General features: G+C 40.3%; 13 protein-coding genes and 1 other RNA gene. 13 read left to right on the forward strand and 1 reads right to left on the reverse strand.

Annotated features, from left to right (window positions below):
• Positions 1–42 precede the first annotated feature (42 nt).
• Positions 43–398, forward strand: a transfer-messenger RNA (tmRNA) gene (gene ssrA, locus G631_RS20750).
• A gap of 149 nt (positions 399–547) precedes the next feature.
• Positions 548–1,345: a glutamate 5-kinase gene (gene proB / locus G631_RS0112990; protein ID WP_026489824.1), complete on the forward strand. Its 798-nt coding sequence runs from the start codon at positions 548–550 to the stop codon at positions 1,343–1,345.
• 63 nt (positions 1,346–1,408) lie between these two features.
• Here the strand turns inward: proB and G631_RS0112995 are convergent, their stop codons facing one another.
• Complete coding sequence (locus tag G631_RS0112995; RefSeq protein ID WP_026489825.1) at positions 1,409–1,978, reverse strand: hypothetical protein; 570 nt, start codon at positions 1,976–1,978, stop codon at positions 1,409–1,411.
• A 124-nt stretch (positions 1,979–2,102) separates the two neighbouring features.
• On the opposite strand from G631_RS0112995, the gene G631_RS0113000 reads away from it, so the two are divergent.
• From G631_RS0113000 to ybeY, 11 genes are all read left to right on the forward strand, one after another.
• Positions 2,103–4,970, forward strand: coding sequence for a DNA translocase FtsK (locus G631_RS0113000; protein WP_026489826.1), 2,868 nt, complete (start codon positions 2,103–2,105; stop codon positions 4,968–4,970).
• A gap of 106 nt (positions 4,971–5,076) precedes the next feature.
• On the forward strand, positions 5,077–6,753 hold the full coding sequence (locus tag G631_RS0113005) for a formate--tetrahydrofolate ligase (RefSeq protein WP_026489827.1): 1,677 nt from the start codon (positions 5,077–5,079) through the stop codon (positions 6,751–6,753).
• A 208-nt stretch (positions 6,754–6,961) separates the two neighbouring features.
• Positions 6,962–7,828 carry a bifunctional methylenetetrahydrofolate dehydrogenase/methenyltetrahydrofolate cyclohydrolase FolD gene (gene folD, locus G631_RS0113010; protein ID WP_026489828.1) on the forward strand — a complete coding sequence of 289 codons (867 nt, stop codon included), beginning with the start codon at positions 6,962–6,964 and terminating at the stop codon, positions 7,826–7,828.
• Between the two features lie 6 nt (positions 7,829–7,834).
• Positions 7,835–9,286, forward strand: a complete 1,452-nt coding sequence (locus G631_RS0113015) for a chitobiase/beta-hexosaminidase C-terminal domain-containing protein (RefSeq protein WP_026489829.1) — start codon at positions 7,835–7,837, stop codon at positions 9,284–9,286.
• A gap of 120 nt (positions 9,287–9,406) precedes the next feature.
• Complete coding sequence (locus G631_RS0113020; protein WP_026489830.1) at positions 9,407–10,282, forward strand: sulfide/dihydroorotate dehydrogenase-like FAD/NAD-binding protein; 876 nt, start codon at positions 9,407–9,409, stop codon at positions 10,280–10,282.
• Positions 10,283–10,293: 11 nt separating this feature from the next.
• Positions 10,294–11,679 carry an NADPH-dependent glutamate synthase gene (gltA, locus tag G631_RS0113025; RefSeq protein WP_026489831.1) on the forward strand — a complete coding sequence of 462 codons (1,386 nt, stop codon included), beginning with the start codon at positions 10,294–10,296 and terminating at the stop codon, positions 11,677–11,679.
• Positions 11,680–11,884: 205 nt separating this feature from the next.
• Positions 11,885–12,910: a hypothetical protein gene (locus tag G631_RS0113030; RefSeq protein WP_026489832.1), complete on the forward strand. Its 1,026-nt coding sequence runs from the start codon at positions 11,885–11,887 to the stop codon at positions 12,908–12,910.
• Entirely contained in the window at positions 12,907–13,389 is a 483-nt protein-coding gene (rlmH, locus tag G631_RS0113035) for a 23S rRNA (pseudouridine(1915)-N(3))-methyltransferase RlmH (protein WP_026489833.1), read from the forward strand. Before G631_RS0113030 ends, rlmH begins: the two co-directional genes overlap by 4 nt.
• Before the next feature lie 14 nt (positions 13,390–13,403).
• Positions 13,404–14,447 carry a PhoH family protein gene (locus G631_RS0113040; protein ID WP_026489834.1) on the forward strand — a complete coding sequence of 348 codons (1,044 nt, stop codon included), beginning with the start codon at positions 13,404–13,406 and terminating at the stop codon, positions 14,445–14,447.
• Positions 14,437–15,648, forward strand: coding sequence for a hypothetical protein (locus G631_RS0113045; protein WP_026489835.1), 1,212 nt, complete (start codon positions 14,437–14,439; stop codon positions 15,646–15,648). The genes G631_RS0113040 and G631_RS0113045 overlap by 11 nt, the downstream gene beginning before the upstream one ends.
• Positions 15,632–16,135, forward strand: a complete 504-nt coding sequence (gene ybeY / locus G631_RS0113050) for an rRNA maturation RNase YbeY (protein ID WP_026489836.1) — start codon at positions 15,632–15,634, stop codon at positions 16,133–16,135. Before G631_RS0113045 ends, ybeY begins: the two co-directional genes overlap by 17 nt.
• The last annotated feature ends 103 nt before the right edge of the window (positions 16,136–16,238 follow it).

The following is a 16,238-nucleotide window of genomic DNA, read 5'->3' on the forward strand; positions in this document are numbered from 1 at the left end:
GCTTGGAAGTCGATATAATCATAGAGCAGTACAACTTAATAAGGGTTAGTAAAGGTTTCGACAGGGATTTTGAAGCTGGAGAAGCTATCCGTAGGACGGTGCGTCAAACCTCAAATTAAAATTAAACGCTAACGATAATTTAGCACTCGCTGCCTAAGTGCAGCCCGTCAGCCCAGGTGCACCTACACATCTGGTAACTGGCGTCAAACTTTGTAGGAAACGACATAGCTTAAGCTTTGCGGTTATGGTCGTATCATGAAGCTACCGATTAGTTTTGGTTGTCAATTTCCGGGGCTATGAGGGAACAGGAATGTAGAATTCCAGAATAATTGACTACGATAGTAGAAGGACAGGGGATGAGTTTTTGGACGCGGGTTCGACTCCCGCCTAATCCACTCTTAGAAGAGCTTGTAGGATGCAGAATTGCAATCTATAAGCTCTTTTGCTATCTAATAATCTATTAAGGCTTGCATCTTGTGATAATAGGATATAAACTTTAATATAGTTTAATTTATCAAATTAAAGTGGAAAAGTGAGGGCTGAACTCATGGATGTGAGCAAGAAGAGGATAGTTGTTAAGGTTGGAACCTCTACAATTACTAATGAAAGTGGAAATATAGATATAAGAGCTATTGATCATTTATGCCGTGCTATTTCAGGTGTTGAGAATAAGGGCTATGATCTGGTACTTGTTTCATCTGGAGCAATAGCCGTAGGTGCTAATAAAATGAGACTTGCCCAAAAGCCCAAAGAAATCAGGATGAAACAGGCTGCAGCAGCTGTGGGACAAACTGAACTCATGCATCTTTATGATAAACTATTTGGAGAATATAACAGGATGGTGGGACAGATACTTCTTGATAATGAAGATATAGCTGATCCTGTCCGCAGCCGGAATCTCAAGAATACATTTGATGCGCTTTTAGAAAATCACATTATTCCTATAGTCAATGAAAATGACTCTGTTAGCCACGCAGAGATTGAATCGGAGAAAAAGCTCTTTTCCGACAATGATATGCTATCTGCTTATGTTGCGGCATTTTGCGGGGCTAGTAAACTAGTTATCTTTTCAGATATTGACGGCCTTTATGATGGAAATCCTCAGACCAATCCTGACGCCCAGCTTATTAGCCGTGTGGAAGATATAACAGATGAGCTTAAATCTGTCGCTTCAGGATCTGGTTCTAACAGAGGAACTGGCGGAATGATAACTAAGCTTGAGGCTGCAGAATATGCCACCAGCAAGGGCATAGATGTTCTTATAACCAATGGTAAAAAGCCTGAAATGTTATATGACATTATAGAGAAAAAGAAAGTTGGAACATTATTTGTTGCCAAGGAATAATAGAGAAAAAGAAAAAGGCTATCGCAAAAGCGGTAGCCTTTCAAAATTCAAATATTATTAGACTCATGGATTCTCATGGAACTTGTCGTAAATCTCAGCGAGGTATGTCTTAACAATCTGTATGTTAGACATCTTGCGAAGATCTGCATTGCCCATAAGTACAGCAATTTCATCTGCCAAAAGAAGCATGTTATAGATCTTTAACTTAAACTCATCACGTGTAAGTTCGTCAATGTTGATCTCCATAAGTGGAGCACCAAGCTTGAGAGTTACGTTCTCATCAGCAATACCTGTGAGCATTCCCCTTGTTTCAGGATCAAAGCTAACGTAGAGGATGAGCTTTTCTTTTTCGTGTTTCTTAAGAGTAAGAGCTGTCTGATGTGAAGTCTCCATCCATTCGTATAGATCTGACTCATCAGGATTCATGAGATACTTGGTGAGCTCTTCCTTGTGTTTCTCAACGTACTGCATATATTTGCTGGCGTTAGGGCCTGTATACGCAAGTTCAACCTTGACACCGTTGTCTGACTTGACCAGTCTGCATTTCTCAGCAACTTCTCTTATCTTGAGTGATGTTTCTGTATTACCAATAACCTTAAAGGTACCGGTCTCTAATTCCTGTTTAAATTCCATTATTGTCTCCTTTAACTTGACAAAGTCTACTTCATAAAATCCGATGTAAGTATAGCACATAGACTCTAAAAATGGTATACTTATTAGAGTTTTGCAATGATCATAAAAGTTTTGCGGGGAGAAGATGGCAACAAGAAGTAGTAGGGGAAATACCAACAAGAAAAATACAAAGAGAACTTCAAAGGGAAGAACAGCTTCGTATAGTAACAGGAGAAGACCTGTTCAGGAAGAGGAACTTGATTATTCTCTTAGAAGTGAGATTGTTGTGATTGCTACAGCTTTTCTGGCAATCTTTCTATTTTTATGCAATTTTGGAATCTGTGGAAGCTTTGGCGGGATGGTGAGTTCCGTTTTGTTCGGGCTTTTTGGATTTACAGCATATATTGCGCCGATAGTGGCTCTTTTGGCAGTTATAATAGGTATCGCTAATTTTGGATCCAATGCTTCCATTCGGAAGATTATTTCAGGTCTTGTTATATTTTTGATAATAGGAATGCTTGCTGATTTTATTGCAGGAAGACCTCAGAATGCTGAGAGTTACGATCTTGTCAGCATTTATAATCAGTCTAGCCTGGGAAGGAATGGCGGAGGCTTTTTTGCAGGCTCGCTGGCATATTTTTCATATAAGTATCTTTCACTAGTTGGAACGATGCTTCTTTTGCTTGTACTTCTTATTTCTAGCCTTGTGGTGTTTACTCAGCATTCATTTGTAGGCGGCATTAAAAAGGGCGGAAGAAAGCTCATTGAAAAGACCAGGGAAGAAACTGAGAATTACAGGGAATATGCAGAGAAGAGACGTGAGAAGATGCAGGAGCGAAGAGCCCGCATAGAGGAAGAAAAGCGTCTTGCACTGGAACAAAAAGAGGATGAGAAGATTCTCCGTATGGAGAAAAAAGTTTCAGGAGTCATGATGGATACAGCTCTTAGTAAGGATGATGAGGAAGAAAACGACCATCATAAGCACTCTGATTTCGACCCTTCTACCAACAAAAATGTCTTTATTCCAGAAGATGAGATAAGCGACGATATTCATGAGATTGTGCTTAATAAGGGAATAGAAACGGACGTGGAGCCTGATGGCCAGCATGTACTTCGCACAGGCCCTGCTATTCATGGTATGGGGTACGACGATACAGATGAAGAAGATGAAGAAGAGCCTGAGTTTAACGACATTCATGAAGTTAGTGTTTCTAAACCTGTTCCACTTCCAGAGCCTCATGTTGTAGAGGAAGTTAAGACTCCTTCTATGCCAGAGAGACTCGTTGCAAGAGCAGGTAGTTATGAATTTGAGGAAGAGGACATACTTCCGGATGTTCCTGTTCATAGCGAGCATTTAGGAAATGGCATGAATGGCGATTATGTGATCCATGCTCAAGATCATGTATCAAGAAGCGCTGGCGCGGATTCTACTATTAACAATGCAAGGCCATCTAGTGTTTCATCTGTAGGGCCAGGTCCTCATACAACAAGTCCTGGTATGGAAAAAGAGATAGAAGCTCACAAAAAGGCTATCCCCAAGGAATATAAATTTCCACCAGTTAGTCTTTTGGAAAAGGGAACCAAGAACAAAAATGCAGATTCAGCAAGGACACTCAAAGAGACGGCACTTAAGCTTCAGGACATACTTAAGACCTTTGGAGTTAATGTTACTGTAACTGATATCAGTCAGGGACCAGCTGTAACAAGATTTGAACTTCAGCCTGAAGCTGGAGTGAGAGTCAACAAGATTGTTAATCTTGCAGACGATATCAAGATGAACCTTGCAGCAAGGGATATTAGAATTGAGGCTCCAATTCCTGGTAAGGCGGCTGTTGGTATAGAGGTCCCTAACAAAGAGAACCAGGCAGTTGCTCTTAGAGATCTCTTTGAATCAAGAGAATACAAGGAATTTGAATCAAAGCTTGCTTTTGCTGTGGGCAAAGATATAGCAGGCAAGACGGTTGTTACTGATATCGCCAAAATGCCGCACCTTCTCATAGCTGGAGCAACAGGATCCGGTAAGTCTGTATGCATCAATACGATCATCATGAGCCTTATTTATAAGGCCAAGCCTGAAGAAGTCCAGATGATCATGATCGATCCTAAGATTGTTGAGCTTAGCGTTTACAATGGTATTCCTCACCTTATGATACCTGTTGTGACTGACCCTAAAAAGGCTGCAGCTGCGCTTAACTGGGCTGTTGCAGAGATGACTAACAGATATAAGAAGTTTGCAGATGCAGGAGTAAGAGACCTTAAGGGCTATAATAGGCTGGCTGCAGACAGTGATGATGACAGTATGCAGGTTATGCCTCAGATTGTTGTTATTGTAGACGAACTTGCTGACCTTATGATGGTATCAGCCAATGAAGTTGAGGATGCTATCTGTAGACTGACTCAGCTTGCAAGAGCAGCTGGAATCCATCTTATTATTGCTACTCAGAGACCATCTGTTGATGTCATTACCGGACTTATCAAGGCTAATATGCCCAGCCGTGTTGCCTTTGCAGTTTCAAGTGGAGTAGACTCCAGAACTATTCTCGATATTAATGGAGCAGAAAAACTTCTTGGAAAGGGAGATATGCTCTTTTATCCTCAGGGCTATACTAAGCCTGCAAGAGTGCAGGGCGCCTTTGTTTCAGACAAGGAAGTTCAGGCAGTTACTGACTTTTTAAGAAATCAGAAAATAGACACTTCGTACAATGACGATATAGAAAATCAGATAAATAGCATGCAGTCCATGGGCTCTGGTTCAGGAGGCTTTGGTTCAGAGCCTGATTCAGACAGAGATGAATTCTTTGTTCAGGCAGGATATCTTATTATTGAAAAAGAAAAAGCTTCAATAGGTATGCTTCAGAGAGCCTTTAAGATTGGCTTTAACAGAGCAGCCAGAATTATGGACCAGCTCTGTGATGCCGGAGTCGTAGGGGACGAAGAGGGCACAAAACCTCGTAAGGTTCTTATGAACAGGGCACAATTTGATGAATATTTAAATTCTCAGGCTGCTGGCTGATCTTTTAGCCAAAATTTAGTCCCATCGTAGATAATCTCTATAAGAGATTTCTAATATATAGTTACAAAGTTTTGTTGTATCAGGTTATATGAAAAGGAGAGATTAAATGGCTGTAAAAAGTGACATCGAAATTGCACAGGAAGCTACAATGCTTCACATCAGAGAGGTGGCTGAAAAGGTCGGTATTACCGAGGATGACCTTGAGTATTATGGCAGATACAAAGCTAAATTATCTGAAGAATTTGTAGCTAAGGCAGTAGCAGGTAAGAGGGGAAAGCTTGTTTTAGTAACTGCAATAAATCCAACTCCGGCAGGAGAAGGTAAGACTACAACCAGCGTAGGGCTCGGGGATGCTCTATCAAGGCTTGGTCATAAGACAGTTATTGCCCTGAGAGAACCCTCACTTGGTCCTTGTTTTGGAATAAAGGGCGGTGCCGCAGGCGGTGGATATGCACAGGTTGTTCCTATGGAGGATATCAATCTTCACTTCACAGGAGATTTTCATGCAATCACATCTGCCAACAATTTATTAGCAGCCATTATTGATAATCATATTCAGCAGGGAAATGAACTTGGCATAGATACAAGGCAAATCATATGGAAAAGAGCTGTAGACATGAATGACAGAGCTCTTAGAAATATTGTAGTTGGCCTTGGCGCCAAGGCAGACGGTGTTCCAAGAGAGGATCACTTTGTTATTACAGTTGCTTCTGAGATCATGGCTATTTTGTGTCTTGCGGATGACATGAATGATCTCAAGAAGAGACTTTCAAGAATTATTGTTGCCTATACAAGAGAGGGTGAACCTGTAACAGCAGGACAACTTCAGGCCGTAGGCGCTATGGCAGCTCTTTTGAAAGATGCCATTAAGCCTAATCTTGTACAGACACTTGAACACACACCAGTTATTATACATGGTGGCCCATTTGCAAATATTGCCCATGGTTGCAACTCAGTTAGAGCAACCAAGACAGCTCTTGGCATTTCTGATATTACTGTTACTGAAGCTGGTTTTGGCGCTGACCTTGGAGCAGAGAAGTTCCTTGACATCAAGTGCCGCATGGCAGGACTTAAGCCTGATGCAGTAGTACTTGTTGCAACAATAAGAGCCCTCAAGTATAACGGCGGAGTTGACAAGAAAAACCTTGGAGAAGAAAACCTGGAAGCTCTTAAGAAGGGTATTGTTAATCTTGAAAAGCATATTGAGAATATCCAGCAGTATGGAGTACCAGTTGTTGTTACCCTTAACTCATTCCTTACAGATACTCAGGCTGAGACAGATTATGTAAAGAAGTTCTGCGAGGAAAGAGACTGCAGATTTGCTCTTTCAGAAGTATGGGCAAAGGGCGGCGAAGGCGGAGAGGCCCTTGCCAAAGAGGTTATTGATACTCTTGAAAATAAACCTAGTAACTATGCTCCAATTTACAGTGATGATCTTTCTCTTAAGGAGAAGATTGAAACTGTTGCAACCAAGATCTATGGCGCTGATGGTGTGACTTTTGCACCTGCTGCTTCTAGACAGCTTGCTAAGATAGAAGAAATGGGATTTGGTAAGCTCCCTGTATGTATGGCCAAGACACAGTACTCACTTTCTGATGATCCAACCCTTTTAGGAAGACCAAGTGGCTATAATATCACGGTTAGAGAGGCTTATGTTTCAGCGGGAGCTGGATTTGTAGTGGCTCTTACAGGTTCAATTGTGACAATGCCAGGACTTCCCAAGCAGCCTGCAGCATATAACATAGATGTAGATTCTACAGGCAAGATCAGTGGCCTGTTCTGAGTGATATAGGGACGAAAAGTTTCATTTATGTCTGCTTGCAGACATATAAATGAAACCTTGAGGACCTAACATACATGAGGAATAAAGAAATGCGAATGAATATGAGCATTTCGAGTTCCGAATGTATGTAGACATGCGAGAGTACGAAGTACGGAGCAGGTCGTATATCACGTAATAAATTAGAGGACGAAATGCGAATGGAGAATAAATGAGCGCAACTATTATAGATGGTAAACTTATATCAGCTCAGATAAAGGATGAGTTAAAAGAAAAGACTGCAGTCCTTAAGGCAAAGGGAATAGAAGTAACACTTGCTGTAGTTTTAGTAGGAGAAGATCCTGCTTCACAGGTATATGTCAGAAACAAGAAAAAAGCTTGTGAATATGTTGGCTTTAAATCACTTTCTTACGAACTTCCTGCTGAAACAAGTCAGGAAGAGCTTTTAAAGCTTATAGATGAGCTTAATGGTAGAGATGATGTGGATGGCATTCTGGTGCAGATGCCATTGCCTTCTCATATCAACGAAAAGGCAGTCATAGATGCTATCGATCCATCCAAGGATGTAGATGGCTTCCACCCTATGAATGTGGGTGCTCTATGCATTGGAGAAGAGGGCTTTGTATCCTGTACTCCTGCCGGAGTTATCCAGCTTCTTAAAAGAGGTTGTGAGGGTAATATTTCTATAGCTGGGAAAGAGTGCGTAATAGTGGGAAGATCCAACATTGTTGGTAAACCAATGGCTCTTTTGATGCTAAGAGAAAATGCCACAGTAACAGTTGCTCACTCAAAGACAGCTAATTTAAAGGAAGTATGTAAGAGAGCCGATATATTGATAGCAGCTGTTGGCAAGGCTTCCATGATAACTGCTGACTATGTTAAAGAGGGAGCTATTGTTATTGATGTAGGAATTAACAGAAACGCTGATGGTAAGTTATGCGGAGATGTGGCATATGATGAGGTTAAAGAGATCGCTTCTGCCATTACTCCAGTTCCAGGTGGAGTTGGTCCTATGACAATTGCTATGCTCATGAACAACTGTTATGAGGCAGCTGTAAGGAAAGCACAGGAGAAATAAGAGCACATGAAATGCCCTGAATGTGGGTTTGAAATTCCTGAAGGCCACATGTATTGCGATAAATGTGGCCTTGAAATAAAGATAGTTCCGGAATTTGAACCAGAAGTTGAAAATGAAATAAATGAGACTCTTTCGGGCGTGGCAGATGAACTCAATAAAGAGGAAAGGCTAAAGAAGGAGAAGCTAGAAAGGCGCAGGGAGTTTTTCTCTAAGTTAAAGGAAAAACGTCCTGTTATTTTGGTGTGTGCAGGAACTATCCTGATTCTTTTTTTAGCTATTTTGGGGTTCTTACTCTTTAGTGACAGGTCCGCATATTATTACCTTAGAAAGGCAGATGCAGCCAAGAAATCAGGTAATATGAATGATGCTATAGAGTACCTTATAGAGGGCAACAAAAATCTACCTGATAATCCCGATATAATATTCAGATTATCGGATTATTACCTTGAAAATGGTGATTCTGAATCGGCAGTTGATGCACTTCGCAAAATAACTGATTCTGAAAATTTTGCCAGTGATAAAATCTACAATGCTTACGAGAGCATTATTTCAATTTATGAACAGAGCAAGATGTATGACAAGATTGCTGAGCTTTTAAATGATAGTAGTAATGAGACTGCTATGAGCTTTAGGGAGAAATATATTCCAAAGGCACCTCTTATGGGAGTAGCAGGAGGCGAGTTTGATGACGTAGTTATAGTAACGATACTTCCTCAGTCATCTCAGGATGGAGATGTTACTTATTACACTGTCAATGATGGAAATCCAGATAGTTCCAGCATCATATATGAGAATGCTATTGTCCTTGATGAAGAGGGAGAATATATCATTAAGGCATCAACAATTAACAGGTACGGTATATCAAGTGAAGTTGCAGAGGATACCTACACAGTTATAAAGGGAACTCCATCTGCTCCTGAAATAATGGAACCAAGCGGAGATTATAATCAGAATACTATGATAGTGGCTGTTGCTGATGCTGGCTGCACAATATTTTATACTACTGATGGTAGTGACCCTACAATGGAGTCCAAACAATACATTTCTCCTATAACAATGCCCGTAGGAACAACTCATTACAAGTTTGTTGCTATTGATAAAGATGGGCTTAGCAGTGAGATTGTAGAGAGGGATTATCATCTGGTATTTACGAGACTTATTTCAAAAGAACAGGCAGTAAATACTCTGGTCAGCACACTGGTTAGACTTGACATTCTCCTTGATACATCAGGTAAAGTTCGTGGTCTTGGTGGTCACAATGAATACATATACAATAAAGAAATTGAGATTGAAGGCGCTGGAGAGTATTACGTGATCATAGAAAATCATGTTTCCAACGACGGAAGTGTTACTCCAACAGGCCTTATCTATGCGGTTAACACACATGATGGAACGGTGAACAGGCTCGGATACGATTCTAGCGGCAAATATACTTTGATAACAATCTCAAATAGATGATAAACAGACACTTTACTGATTTAAAGAAATAAAGATTGAAATTTTTATTAGAATAATTTATTATGGATGCATTGAGAACAATCTATTTTTGCATCAATAGAATTATATAGGAGGAAGACTATGTTCAAAATTTTAGAAGCTAACGAGCTCGCTGCGAACATTTTTCAAATGATCGTTGAAGCTCCTCGTGTGGCACAGGCATGTTTGCCCGGGCAGTTTTTGATTATTCGAGTTGATGAGGAAGGGGAGAGAATACCTCTTACAATTTGTGATTATGATAGAGAAAAGGGTACAGTTGAGATTGTTGCTCAGGCCATTGGCGCAGAGACTCTTGCTCTTAGCAAGTTAAAGGCTGGTGATCATCTTGCTGATGTTGTTGGCCCTCTTGGAAAGCCTTCAGACTTATGCGAATTGTCAGTAGATGAGCTCAAGAAAAAGAAAATCGTATTTATCGCAGGTGGTGTTGGAACAGCACCTGTTTACCCACAGGCCAAGTACCTCAAGGAGCACGGCGTTGACTGTGATGTTATTATTGGTGCCAAGACCAAGGACCTTGTTATCCTTGAAGATAGATTCAAAAAGGTATGTAATCTTCACATTACTACTGATGATGGATCTTATGGCAGAAGTGGTATGGTTACAAAGGCTCTTCAGGATCTCTGGGATGAGGGCAACAAGTATGATCACTGCGTAGCTATTGGCCCTATGATCATGATGAAATTCGTATGTAAACTTACACAGGAACTTGGAATTCCTACTGTTGTCAGCATGAATCCTATCATGGTTGATGGAACAGGAATGTGTGGCGCCTGCAGACTTACAGTTGATGGACAGGTTAAGTTTGCATGTGTTGATGGACCTGAGTTTGATGGACACAAGGTTGACTTTGATCAGGCTATGAACAGAATGAAACTTTACAAGACAGAAGAAGGCAGACTTCTTCTTAGAGAACAGGAAGGCAAGACACATCACGGTGGATGTGGCCACTGCGAGTAAGGAGGTATATTATGGATGGATTTGTAAGAGTTCCTGTTCGTGAGCAGGATCCCAAGGTTCGTGCTACAAACTTCAAGGAAGTTTGCCTTGGATATAATAAAGAAGAAGCTGAAAGCGAGGCACTTCGTTGCCTTAATTGTAAGAACCCTAAATGTGTACAGGGATGTCCTGTTTCAATTGATATTCCTGCATTTATTGCCCAGGTTAAAGAAGGCGATGTAGCTGGTGCATACCAGACTATTTCTAAGTCTAGCGCACTTCCTGCAGTTTGTGGACGTGTTTGTCCTCAGGAGAGCCAGTGCGAAGGACAGTGTGTAAGAGGAATCAAGGGCGATGCCGTTTCTATTGGTAAGCTTGAGAGATACGTTGCTGATACAGCAAGAGAAATGGGAATTAAGCCAGAGGGCGCTAAAGAGAAGAAAGGAAAGAAGGTTGCCATTATTGGTTCAGGCCCTTCAGGTCTTACATGCGCCGGAGATCTTGCCAAGATGGGATATGATGTTACAATCTTTGAGGCACTTCATGAGGCAGGAGGAGTACTTGTTTATGGTATTCCTGAGTTCCGTCTTCCTAAGACAGATGTAGTTAAAAAGGAAATTGAAAACGTTAAGTCTCTTGGTGTTAAGCTTGAGACAGACGTTGTTATTGGTAAATCGGTTACAATTGATGAACTTATGGAAAAGGAAGGCTTTGATGCAGTATTTATCGGCTCAGGTGCCGGACTTCCAAGATTCATGAACATTCCTGGCGAGCAGGCTATGGGTGTATTCTCAGCCAACGAGTTCCTTACAAGAAGTAACCTTATGAAGGCTTTTGATGAGAATTCAAGAACACCTATCATGAGACCTAAGAAGTGCGTAGTTGTAGGTGGTGGTAACGTTGCTATGGATGCTGCCAGAACAGCTCTCAGACTTGGCGCAGAGGTTCATGTTGTGTATCGTCGTGGTGAAGAAGAACTCCCTGCACGTAAGGAAGAAGTTGGACACGCAAAAGAGGAAGGTATTATCTTTGATCTTCTTACAAACCCTGTAGAGATCCATGCTGATGAAAATGGCTGGGTAACTGGTATTACCTGTATCAGAATGGAACTTGGTGAACCTGATGAGTCAGGCAGAAGAAGTCCTGTAGAAGTTCCTGGTTCAGAGTTTGAGATTGAGTGTGATGCAGTTATCATGTCTCTTGGTACATCACCTAATCCGCTTATTTCTTCTACTACACAGGGGCTTGAAGTTAACCGCAGAAAGTGCATCGTAGCTCAGGAAGAGAACGGACAGACATCTAAGCCAGGTGTATTTGCTGGTGGAGATGCTGTAACAGGCGCTGCTACAGTTATCCTTGCAATGGGAGCTGGAAAGGCTGCGGCTAAGGGTATCGACGAGTATCTATCCAATAAATAAAATAATATATAATCCATTTTACGAATAAGGTGCTTTTACAGCACCTTATTTTTTGTACTTTATACTGAATAATATTATCCGAATAGGCGACATACATAAAATCTTAAGAAATTTCGATGGTAAATCTTAAGAATTTTTCGATAGTATAAGATTATAGTATATAGCTATGATATAATTATAAGGATTTTGATTGGAGAATAAGGCAATGGATAGAGATGAAAAGATTAAAGTAGCGATTACAGCGGGGATTGCAGGGGTGATACTCCTTATCTTGGTGCTGTATCTGGCTTTATCGGGTAATAGTGGAAACAACAAGGAGGATGAAGCTCTTTTGGATGAGAATATAACAGAATATGCAAGCCAGCTTAATTCTACGGACGCTGGCAGTTCTGCAGATGCCAGTGCTTCTGATACATCCCAGGACTTAGCTGCAGCGGGTAGTTTAGCAGCAAGTACAGAAACAAATGCAGGTGGTAATGCTATTTCAAGGGAATCTATCTCTGGAAACTGTATTTATGAAACAACTGAACCTGTACTCAAGGACAAATACAAAAATGTTGCGTTTAACGCTACAAACTTTCTTGCTGAGATGCTTGCATACTGGGATGCTAATAATGGCGATGCAATCAGAGATTTGGCTCATCTTGAAAGATATGAGGCTATGTCATATTCACTAAAGGGGACAAATAACTTCTATTACTACGGTGAAACTAATGAAGAGGGCCTGCCTAATGGCCATGGAGCTGCTGTTTATGCCAATAATCAGTATTATTTTGGAGAATGGGCAAATGGAATAAGAAGTGGCGCTGGAACCTGGTTTGCATTTTATCCGGATTATGATACCTATGTTGTGAAAGAGCATATGTTTTCAGGAGAATTTGCAGGAGATCTTCCAAATGGTGAGGGTCAGGAGCACTATGATTATAACCAGCAGTACATGAATGACAAGGATATTTATATACAGAATGCTATTGGCAATTTTGCAAATGGCTTATATGATGGCGAGATGTATCTTATAACCGTTAACAATAACCTGGAAATAAAAGAGTGGAAGGGAAATTGCTATAAGGGAACTTTAGAGATAATCCCTAATTCATCCAAGGATAATAAGGGATATATCCCAGTATTTACTAATATGGAAAATAGCGATAATCATATGTGGATGCCAGAAGAAAAGACTAAAAATGTCGGTGTTTCAGGTATGATTTCAGGTGGAAATCTTGTAAAATGAGTAATATCAGTATTATTTGTGTTGGTAAAATAAAAGAGAAATATTGGAATGATGCTATTTCGGAGTATTCCAAGAGACTTTCAAGATATTGCAAGGTAAATATCATTGAGGTTGCGGATGAGAAGACTCCTGATAATGCACCTCCTGCCATAGAAGATCAGATAAAGAAAAAAGAAGGCGACCGGATTATTTCTAATATTGATCCAAGTGCTCATGTCTGCGCTTTGGCTATTGGAGGAAAGCGCTATACTTCTGAAGCCTTTTCTGAGTATATAGGAGATAAGGGAGTAAGGGGTATCAGTCATATCCAGTTTATTATTGGCGGATCGCTGGGACTTCATGAGGATGTCCTAAAAAGATGCAACGACCAGATAAGCTTTTCAGATATGACTTTTCCTCATCAGATGATGAGAGTTATTTTGCTGGAGCAGATATACAGGGGCTATCGTATTATGCGAGGAGAACCATATCATAAATAAATCGGGGAATGAATATGAGTGAGATCACAGAATTATCTCTATCTTTAACTGCTGAGGATGAGAGAAATATCTTTGGCGGCAATGATAGCTATATCAGGAAGATAGAGAAAAGTCTCCATGTGGAGATAATAGACAGAAATGGGGAACTTCACATTATTGGAGACAAGGAAGGGGCCAGAAAGGCTTCTGGAATCATAAGAGAGCTTGTTCAGCTCTCAAGACGAGGGACAAGTATTGAGGAGCAGAGCGTAGACTACGCTATATCTCTCAAGGAAGATGATACCAGAGAAACGGAAAAAATAAGTGATAACGTTCTTGTAGATATAGACAGGGACGTTATTTGTCATACAATTTCTGGTAAGCCCATTAAACCCAAGACTCTTGGACAAAAGAAATATATAGATGCCATCAGAAATAAAATGATCGTTTTTGGTCTGGGACCTGCAGGAACAGGTAAGACTTATCTTGCCATGGCTATGGCAATCACAGCTTTTCAGAGAGAAGAAGTCAGCAGGATCATTTTGACAAGACCTGCTATAGAAGCTGGCGAGAAGCTTGGATTTTTGCCTGGAGATCTTCAGAGTAAGGTTGACCCTTATTTAAGACCGTTATATGACGCTCTTTATCAGATAATGGGTACGGAGAACTTTATAAAGAACATGGAAAAAGGCCTTATTGAAGTTGCACCTCTTGCTTATATGAGAGGGCGTACTCTGGATAACGCCTTTATAATTCTTGATGAGGCGCAGAATACAACACCTGCCCAGATGAAGATGTTTCTAACAAGAATTGGCTTTGGTTCCAAGGTCATAATAACTGGTGATGCTTCTCAAAAAGACCTTGCGCCTGATGCCAAGTCAGGTCTTGATATAGCCCAGAATGTTCTTAAGGGAATAGATGATATCGCCTTTTGCACACTTACAAGCAGTGATGTTGTAAGACATCCACTTGTTCAGAAGATTGTAAAGGCATACGAAGACTACGAAAAGAAGAGTATAAACAAAGAAAAGAAGAAATCTATTCAGAAATTGGAGAGAAGATCTAGGGATGGAAAGTGAGCAGAAAATAGACTTAAAGCATAAATTATTATACGGTTGTCTTTTTCTTTTTACAGGACTTAGCGTCTTTGCCTTTTCATTTTTTACAGGAAAGAGCTATGAAGCTATTCTTCGAAATACTATTGTTTCTCTAATAGTCACAGGAACTGTAATATTCATGTTATTTGATGCCTATGGAAGAGGCAGTGAAGGTTTTTCTTACGATAACTTCTACCATAGAAACAGATTTATTATTGTTTATGCAACCTTTGTGGTGCTGGCCTGTTTATTTGGACTTGTGCCAGATCAGTTTTGGCCCTATATGTCCTTTTTTGTGATACTTGGTCTTTTTTCAAACACCGAAATTGGGCTTGTTTCTGGAACAGGCCTTGTTTGCATTTCAGTAATGCTTGAGGAAAATGGCAATTTTGGAGTTGCCTTTATGTATGTTATTGCAGGAGCTGTAGCACTGGCACTTTTTAGAGACCTTAAGGAAAATACCTCTATTGGCTATCCGACAGCTATTTCACTTATGATGCAGGCACTTCTTCTCATTGCATTTAGTGTCCTTTTTCAGAACAGGACTCTTTCTATCAATCTTTTGATACTTCCTATTCTGAACCTTATGCTTAATCTGATCATTCTTCTTATTTTTCTTAATATTTTTGGAGTGTATATTATCAGAAAATCTAACGACATGTATATGGATATTAATGATACAGAGTTTCCTCTTCTGATAAGGTTAAAGGAGATGGACAAGGACGAGTACTTTAGAGCCATCCATACAGCCTACCTCTCAGAGAGAATAGCTTTGGGCCTTGGCTTTAACGACAGAGCAGTTAAAAACTGCTCATATTACCACAGGATAGGTATTCTTGAAGGCAAGAGTCAGTGGGAAGATGTTAAGCATTTTTATGAGGACAACAAATTTCCCAAGGAAGCTATTGAGCTTCTTCATGAGTATATTGACCCAAAGAGCACTAAGGTTAAGTCCAAGGAAGCTCTGACTATCAACCTTTCAGAGACAGTTATAGCTTCTATCATGTATCTTTTGGCAAAAAACAAGGACATGAAGATTGACTATGACCAGTTGATTGACAAAATATTTGATAAGAAGGAAGATGAAGGTGAACTAAAGAACTGTGATGTTACCTTCAGAGAATATGATCAGATGCGCAAGATACTAAAAAAGGAGAAGCTCTACTATGACTTTTTACGTTGAAAATGAAACTAAAGCCAAGTTTGATTTTGATATTGAGGAGCTTGCCAGAAGCGTTGCAGAGGCTGTTTTAAAGTCAGAAAACTGCTCCTATAATGTTGAAATAAGCCTTACAATCACAGATGATGATGGCATTCATGAAATAAATAAAGAGTTTAGGAATATAGATAAGCCTACAGACGTTTTATCTTTTCCAACCATAAGTTACGATGAACCTGGGGATTTTTCCGTGATAGAAGGGGAGCAGAAGGTAGATCTTTTGGATCCTGACACAGGAAATATCAGTTTTGGGGATATTGTAATAAACGAGAATAGAGTAAGGTCTCAGGCTCTTGAGTACGGACACTCAGAGAAAAGAGAATTTGCATTTTTGGTTGCTCACAGTATGCTTCATTTATGCGGTTATGACCACATGGAGGAGGATGAGGCTGCAGTTATGGAGAGCAAGCAAAATGAAGTATTAAACAGTCTTGGTATTACAAGAGATTAAGTTTTGTTTTGGGAGCATTCCTGTAATTCAGAAATAACGCCAATTGAATAAAAAGAAACCTCTAAGTAAGATAAAGGTGTTCATCTTGGCGGATGAAAAAACA

The sequence above is a fragment of the Butyrivibrio sp. XBB1001 genome, assembly GCF_000424505.1.
Classification (GTDB): Bacteria; Bacillota; Clostridia; order Lachnospirales; family Lachnospiraceae; genus Butyrivibrio.

Coding starts and splice junctions, on each gene's coding strand:
- proB (WP_026489824.1), top strand. CDS start 548: ATGGATGTGAGCAAGAAGAGGATAGTTGTTAAGGTTGGAACCTCTACA.
- G631_RS0112995 (WP_026489825.1), bottom strand. CDS start 1,978: ATGGAATTTAAACAGGAATTAGAGACCGGTACCTTTAAGGTTATTGGT.
- G631_RS0113000 (WP_026489826.1), top strand. CDS start 2,103: ATGGCAACAAGAAGTAGTAGGGGAAATACCAACAAGAAAAATACAAAG.
- G631_RS0113005 (WP_026489827.1), top strand. CDS start 5,077: ATGGCTGTAAAAAGTGACATCGAAATTGCACAGGAAGCTACAATGCTT.
- folD (WP_026489828.1), top strand. CDS start 6,962: ATGAGCGCAACTATTATAGATGGTAAACTTATATCAGCTCAGATAAAG.
- G631_RS0113015 (WP_026489829.1), top strand. CDS start 7,835: ATGAAATGCCCTGAATGTGGGTTTGAAATTCCTGAAGGCCACATGTAT.
- G631_RS0113020 (WP_026489830.1), top strand. CDS start 9,407: ATGTTCAAAATTTTAGAAGCTAACGAGCTCGCTGCGAACATTTTTCAA.
- gltA (WP_026489831.1), top strand. CDS start 10,294: ATGGATGGATTTGTAAGAGTTCCTGTTCGTGAGCAGGATCCCAAGGTT.
- G631_RS0113030 (WP_026489832.1), top strand. CDS start 11,885: ATGGATAGAGATGAAAAGATTAAAGTAGCGATTACAGCGGGGATTGCA.
- rlmH (WP_026489833.1), top strand. CDS start 12,907: ATGAGTAATATCAGTATTATTTGTGTTGGTAAAATAAAAGAGAAATAT.
- G631_RS0113040 (WP_026489834.1), top strand. CDS start 13,404: ATGAGTGAGATCACAGAATTATCTCTATCTTTAACTGCTGAGGATGAG.
- G631_RS0113045 (WP_026489835.1), top strand. CDS start 14,437: ATGGAAAGTGAGCAGAAAATAGACTTAAAGCATAAATTATTATACGGT.
- ybeY (WP_026489836.1), top strand. CDS start 15,632: ATGACTTTTTACGTTGAAAATGAAACTAAAGCCAAGTTTGATTTTGAT.